This window comes from Saccharopolyspora taberi (assembly GCF_039534165.1).
Classification (GTDB): Bacteria; Actinomycetota; Actinomycetes; order Mycobacteriales; family Pseudonocardiaceae; genus Saccharopolyspora_D; species Saccharopolyspora_D taberi.
Genome location: NZ_BAAAUX010000023.1, coordinates 166,496 through 170,295 on the forward strand (window position 1 = coordinate 166,496; position 3,800 = coordinate 170,295).

A 3,800-nucleotide genomic window follows, 5' to 3' on the forward strand; every position below is an offset into this window, starting at 1 on the left:
GGCCTGGCTCATCCCGATCGTGTAAGGGCCGCCCTGCGCACCGCGGCAGTTCTTCGTCGGGTCCTGCTGCTGGACCTGGCCGGTGTTCTCACTCGTCGTACCGCAACCGGCCGCGGCGAGCGCGACGGCAGTGCACGTGATCGCGAACAAGGACCTCATCGTCGTCTTGCGCATCGTGCTTCCTCCCGAGGTTGGCCTACGACGTGGGACGCAGCCGTTGCAGCGCCGCCGCCGCGACGATCACCAGACCTTTGATCAGCAACTGGATATCGGTGTTGACGCTGTTGAGGCTGAGGATGTTGTTGAGGATGCCCAGCAGCAGCGCGCCCGCGATGGTGCCGATGACCGAGCCGCGGCCTCCGGCCAGGCTGGTGCCGCCGACGACCACCGCCGCGATGCCGTCCAGCTCGTAGGTGATGCCGTCGTTCGGGCTGCCCGCGTTGAGCTGGCCCGCGTGCACGATCCCGGCCAGCGCGGCGCAGAACCCGGCGATGCCGAAGGCGATGATCTTCACCCGGTTGACCGGCACACCGGAGAGCCGGGCGGCCTTCTCGTTGCCGCCGATCGCGTACAGGTGCCGGGAGTAGGCGCTGCTGCGCAGGAACAGGATCGCGACGACCGCGACCACGGCGAAGATCAGCGCCGGGATCGGCACCACGCCGCCGAAGGTGCGCTCGCCCAGCAGCGAGAAGGCCATCGGCGCCTGGCCGGGCCGGTCGCCGTAGGAGATCTGCACGGTCTCGCCGCCCGACCACATCCGGGCCAGACCGCGGGCGATCTGCAGGCCGGCGAGCGTGACGATGAACGCCTGCACCCCGAGCAGGGACACCGCCGTCCCCTGGAGCAGGCCGAAGACGATGCCCGCGAGCAGCACCAGCGACACCGTCGCGGCGACGCCGAGGCCGTCGTTGACCATCAGCACCGCGGACCCGACGGCGGCCAGCCCGAGCACCGAGCCGACCGACAGGTCGATGCCGCCGATGAGGATGACGAAGGTCAGCCCGATCCCGATGATCCCGATCTCGGAGACCGCGCGGACGATGTTGAACAGGTTGTCGCTGGACAGGAACAGGATCTCGCCGTTCTTGCGCGGCGAGAAGATCACCGCGGCGACGAACACCGCCAGCAGGCCGAAGAAGGACTGGAACCGGAACAGCAGCTCGACCGTTCCGGCGCGCGAGGACGACGGCGGCCTGGCCGTCGGGCCTCCGCCGTTCGGTTCCGCGGCCGGGCTGGCCGGCCGCTCGTCGGTCCGGTCGGTCACCGTGCACCTCCCCCTGCGGCCGGGCTCGTCCCCGCCGCGTCGACCCTCTCGCCCATCGCGGCGGCCAACAATTCGGCCTCACTCGTCCCGGCGGTCCGGAACTCGGCCACGCTGCGCCCGCCGCGCAGCACCACCACCCGGCCGCACACCCCGACCAGCTCCGGCAGCTCCGACGACGCCAGCAGCACACCGATGCCCTGACCCGCGATTTCCCCGAGCAGCTGGTAGATCTCGGCCTTCGCGCCGATGTCCACGCCGCGGGTCGGGTCGTCGAGCAGCAGCAGCCGCGGCTCGGTGAGCAGCATCCGGCCGAACACGACCTTCTGCTGGTTTCCACCGGAAAGGGTGCCGACCGGGTCGAGGATCCTGCCGAGCTTGACCTTCAGCCGCTCGACGCTCTCCTGCGTCGTGCTGACCTCGGAGCTGCGCCGGACCAGCCCGGCGACCCCGAGCCGGTCGACCACCGACAGCACGGTGTTGGCCAGCACCGAGTGCCCGAGCACCAGGCCGGCCGCCCTGCGGTCCTCCGGGACGAAGGCGATCCCCGCGCGCAGCGCCTGGCGTGGACCCCTCGGCCGCACCGGGCGCCCGCGCAGGGTCACCGTCCCTTCCCAGGTCCCCGCCGAGCCCGCGCCGAACAGCGTCTCCAGCAGTTCGGTGCGCCCGGATCCCAGCAGCCCGCACAGCCCGACGATCTCGCCCGCGCGCACGGTCAGCGAGATGCCGTCCGGTTCGCGCCTGCCGACCCGGGGCCTGCGCGGCCGCACGGCGAAGTCCGACAGGCTCAGCAGCTCGTCGCCGATCTCGGCGCGGTCGGAGCGGAACATCGTCTGCACCTCGCGCCCGACCATCGCCTCGGCGGCCTGGTCGGCGGTGACCTCCCGCGCGTCGAACTCCGCGACCCACCGGCCGTTGCGCAGCACCGTGGCGCGGTCGGCGATCTGGCCGATCTCGTCCATCCGGTGCGAGATGTAGACGATGCCGGTGCCCGACCGGCGCAGTTCGCCGATCACCGCGAACAACCGCTCGACCTCGGTGTTGGACAGCGCCGATGTCGGCTCGTCCATGATCAGCACCTTGGCGTCCAGCAGCAGCGCCCTGGCGATCGTGACCAGCTGCTGCTCGCCGACCCGCAGCTCGCCGACCGGGCGGGCGGGGTCCAGGTCGATGCCGGTGCGCTGGAGCAGCTCCCTGGTGCGGGCGGCCATCCGCCTGCGGTCGACGCCGCCGAACCGGTTGCGCAGCTCCCGGCCCAGGTAGAGGTTGTCGGCCACGGACAGCGCGGGCACCAGGTCGAGCTCCTGGTGGATCATCGCGATGCCCGCGTGCTGGGCGTCGGCCGGGCGGGCGAAGCGCACCTGCCTGCCCTCGATGGCCACGGTGCCGTCGTGATCGCTGATGTCGCCGGACAGCACCCGCATCAGCGTCGACTTGCCCGCGCCGTTCTCACCGAGCAGCGCGTGCACCTCCCCGGCGCGGACCGTCAGGTCCACCCCGTCGCAGGCGAGGACGCCCCCGTAGCGCTTGGTGATCCCGGTCATCTCGACCAGCGGCGCTGCTGTGCTCATACGACCCCCGTCGAGCGGCAGGAAGGAGCCTGAGAAATCGATTGCCCGGACGCTAAGTCGCCCGCGGCGCCTGTGTCAAGACTCACACGCTCCCACGGGCCACGGGGCATCCGTTCGGCTGCACGTACATCACATACCGGTCACACGGGCACGAAGTGGCGACGTTCGCGGCGAAGTTCCCCGACACGGTCTCGATCACCCGTACTGCACCGTTACGGTTGGTACTTGTGACCGCCACCCGCGAGCGCCAGAACGCACCCATCCCCGACAACGGCGGCCCAGCCTGGTCGGAACGCTCCGCATTCGGCACCACCCGAGGCGTGCCACTTTGGGGTGCCTTGCTGCTGGCAGTAGTACCCACAGCACTCGGCACCGTGCTGGACATACTGATCTGGTCGCAGCCCGGACTGCTGTTCAAGTCCTGCTTCTTCGTCGGGTCGGTGCTCGCGGTCTCGATGGTCAAGCGGAAGAACCTGTTCGGCCCGATGGTGCAGCCGCCGCTGGTGCTGGCGCTGGTGATGCCGGTGCTCGTTCTGCTCACCGGCAGCGGCACGCCCAAGGACGGCGGCATGGCGGCCAAGGCGCTCGCGGTGGTCAACCCGCTGATCAGCAGCTTTCCCGTGATGGCGGCCACCGCCGCGCTCTCGCTGGCCATCGGCCTGGCCCGGATGCTGGTGCTGGAGCGCTCGCCGGAGGCGGTCGCCGAGGCGGTCACGAAGAAGCGCCCGCTGCCCAAGCCGCCGCGCGCCGAGGACGCGGAGCGTCCGTCCCGGCGACCCGCGGAGCGCGGAGCGAAGCGCCCGCCGGAAGGCGGTGCGAAGCGTCCCCCCGAAGGCGGAGCGAAGCGTCCGCCGGAAGGGGGTAAGCGTCCGCCGGAAGCCGGCGCGAAGCGCCCGGCGGCGGACCGCGGCACCGGGCGCAACAGGCGCGACAGCGCCGACCCGCGCGCCCGCGGGCAGGCGCCGGGG

3 protein-coding genes are annotated in these 3,800 nt (G+C 71.5%); 1 reads left to right on the forward strand and 2 read right to left on the reverse strand.

Annotated elements, in window-relative coordinates; genetic code table 11:
- Nucleotides 1-196 precede the first annotated feature (196 nt).
- A complete protein-coding gene (locus tag ABD691_RS27210; protein ID WP_344684468.1) occupies nucleotides 197-1,264 on the reverse strand; it encodes an ABC transporter permease in 1,068 nt (355 codons plus the stop codon).
- A complete protein-coding gene (locus ABD691_RS27215; RefSeq protein WP_344684470.1) occupies nucleotides 1,261-2,832 on the reverse strand; it encodes a sugar ABC transporter ATP-binding protein in 1,572 nt (523 codons plus the stop codon). Before ABD691_RS27215 ends, ABD691_RS27210 begins: the two co-directional genes overlap by 4 nt.
- A gap of 320 nt (nucleotides 2,833-3,152) precedes the next feature.
- Here ABD691_RS27215 and ABD691_RS27220 point away from each other — a divergent pair.
- Nucleotides 3,153-3,800, forward strand: a 648-nt coding sequence (locus tag ABD691_RS27220; protein ID WP_344684472.1) for a DUF6542 domain-containing protein, incomplete at its 3' end; no start/stop codon positions are given.